Below are 2,557 nucleotides of genomic sequence, written 5' to 3' on the forward strand. Positions count from 1 at the left end.
GGAGTCGGGAGCGCGGAACTCGAGGCGCTTGGCCTTCGGGTTGTTGCCCGTGATCGGGATACGCACGGCAGCCGAACGGTTGCGCTGGCTGTACACGAGGTTGATCGGAGCCTCGTAGCCCGGCACCAGACGGTGGTACGAGTTGATCGTCGGGTTCGTGAAGGCGAGCAGCGACGGCGCGTGGTGCAGGATGCCACCGATGTACCAGCGGGCCACATCGGACAGGCCTGCGTAGCCGGCCTCGTCGTGGAACAGCGGCTTGCCGTCCTTCCACAGCGACTGGTGCACGTGCATGCCCGAACCGTTGTCGCCGAACAGCGGCTTCGGCATGAAGGTGACGGTCTTGCCGGCCTGCCACGCGGTGTTCTTGACGATGTACTTGAACAGCTGCAGGTCGTCGGCCGCGGCGAGCAGGGTGTTGAACTTGTAGTTGATCTCGGCCTGGCCGCCGGTGCCCACCTCGTGATGGCCGCGCTCGAGTTCGAAGCCGGCATTGGCGAGGTTGGTGGCGATCTGATCGCGCAGGTCGACGTAGTGGTCGTACGGTGCGACGGGGAAGTAGCCGCCCTTCGCCCGGACCTTGTAGCCGCGGTTGGGGGTGCCGTCGGCGTTGTACTCGACGCCGGTGTTCCAGGAACCCGAGACCGCGTCGATCTCGTAGAAGGCGCCGTTGATCTTCGAGTCGTAGGCGATCGAGTCGAAGATGTAGAACTCGGCCTCGGCGCCGAAGAAGGCAGTATCGGCGATGCCGGTGCTGATCAGGTATTCCTCGGCCTTGCGCGCGACGTTGCGGGGGTCGCGGCTGTAGGACTCGCGGGTGAAGGGGTCGTGGACGAAGAAGCTGATGTTGAGCGTCTTGGCTGCGCGGAAGGGATCCAGACGCGCGGTCGTCACATCGGGGAGCAGCAGCATGTCGGACTCATGGATCGACTGGAACCCACGGACCGAGGAACCGTCGAATGCCAGACCGTCCTCGAGCACGTCCTCGTTGAAGGCCTTGGCCGGGATGGAGAAGTGCTGCTCGATGCCGGGCAGGTCGGTGAAGCGGACGTCGACGTATTCGACGTTCTCTTCCGCGATGAACTTGAATACCTCTTCGGCCGTGGTGAACGCCACGCTTGTGCTCCTTCAGTCGGTGCGCGCCATGGGTGCTGGGCGCCTGCGTCGGATCAGACGTTATGGATCTGGTGTTGCCCGTCCATCAAGCCTATGTTTCGTGGGTGTTACACATGTCTTCGTCCTGCAGCGAGGTCGAAAAGGTGGTATAAGTCACCACTGCCAACACGGGTCGACGCTGGTCCGCCCAGGAGAGCTTATCCTGGTGCCATGGCACGCATGACGGGCAGTTGGCTTTCCGGGCCTGCTGCGGCGCTTCCCCGAGGTCTCCAGCAGGAGCAGGACTATCCCGGGCAGCTGCTCGGCCTCCCCGAGCACGGCCCCGGCTCCATGGTGCCCACGAGCCGCAGGGTGCTTGCCCTCGTAGTCGACTGGTTCATGGCCATGGCGATCGCCGCCGGTCTCGTCGGGGGCAACCCCCTCGAGAGTCCGCTGCTGTCGTCGTACACCCTGATCATCTGGTTCGTGGTGGGCGTGGGGTGCGTGAGCCTGTTCTCGTTCACGCCGGGGCAGTTCGTCGCCGGCCTGCAGGTGGCGCGGGTGGACGCTCCCGTGCGAGTAGGCATCGTGCGAGCGCTCGCACGCCAGGTCCTGCTGGTGTTCATCGCTCCGGCGCTCGTCACGGACGTCGACGGTCGCGGCCTCCAGGACCGCGCCACCGGCACCGCGGTCGTTCGTTCGCGCTGACCGCGGTCGTTCGTTGGCGCTGACCGCGCGGTCGTTCGTTGGCGCTGACCGCGCGGTCGTTCGTTGGCGCTGGCCCGCCGCCCCTTCTCCGTATACACCGAAGGCCGCCTCTCGTCCCGGGACGAGAGGCGGCCTTCGGCGTATACGGAAGGTCAGCGGCGACGCATGGTGCGCTGCACGCTGCGCATCTTCGCGCCGGCGGGAAGCGGGCCCTTGGGCATGGCCGGACCGGACTTCTTCGAGCTCAGCGCCGACAGACGACCTTCGATGGTGTCCATCCGCTTGGTGTCGATGTTGCGGGGCAGCTTGTTCAGACGCTTCTGCAACTGGGAGAGCGGGACCTGGCCCTCGTCGTTGCCGACGACGAACTCGTAGATCGGGGTGTCGCCCACCAGTCGGGCGACCCGCTTCTTCTCCTGGGCCAGCAGACCCTTCACGCGACCGGGGTTGCCCTCACCGACGAGGATCACTCCCGGGCGTCCGATCACGCGGTGCACGGCGTCGAGCTGGGTGGTGCCCGCGACCGCCTGGGTCACGCGCCACGCGCCCTGCAGGTTGTCGAGCGCCCACGCAGCCGCACCGGCCTGGCCGTCGGCCTTCGAGTACACGCTCTTCTGCACGCGGCGCCCGAAGATGATGAAGGCCGACAGGACGCCGACGAGGATGCCGACCGGCAGCAGGAACCACTGGATGCCGAAGATGAGACCGACGACGAAGAACACCACGATCGAACCGACGAGGGCACCGATCATCC

The 2,557-nt window shown here is 66.1% G+C and carries 3 protein-coding genes; 1 reads left to right on the top strand and 2 read right to left on the bottom strand.

Features of this window, described 5'->3' with window-relative positions; translation table 11 throughout:
* Positions 1-1,116 (bottom strand): type I glutamate--ammonia ligase (glnA, locus tag R1101_RS0120935; protein WP_016935226.1); only part of this gene is annotated, 1,116 nt, incomplete at its 3' end.
* A 210-nt stretch (positions 1,117-1,326) separates the two neighbouring features.
* Here glnA and R1101_RS0120940 point away from each other — a divergent pair.
* Positions 1,327-1,803 (top strand): RDD family protein, encoded by a 477-nt coding sequence (locus R1101_RS0120940; RefSeq protein ID WP_026003546.1) that lies wholly within the window; start codon positions 1,327-1,329, stop codon positions 1,801-1,803.
* A gap of 152 nt (positions 1,804-1,955) precedes the next feature.
* Here the strand turns inward: R1101_RS0120940 and R1101_RS0120945 are convergent.
* Positions 1,956-2,557: DUF4191 domain-containing protein (locus tag R1101_RS0120945; protein ID WP_016935228.1), on the bottom strand; the 602-nt coding region annotated here is incomplete at its 5' end.

The organism is Rhodococcus sp. R1101 (genome assembly GCF_000278445.1).
Lineage (GTDB): Bacteria > Actinomycetota > Actinomycetes > Mycobacteriales > Mycobacteriaceae > Rhodococcus > Rhodococcus gordoniae.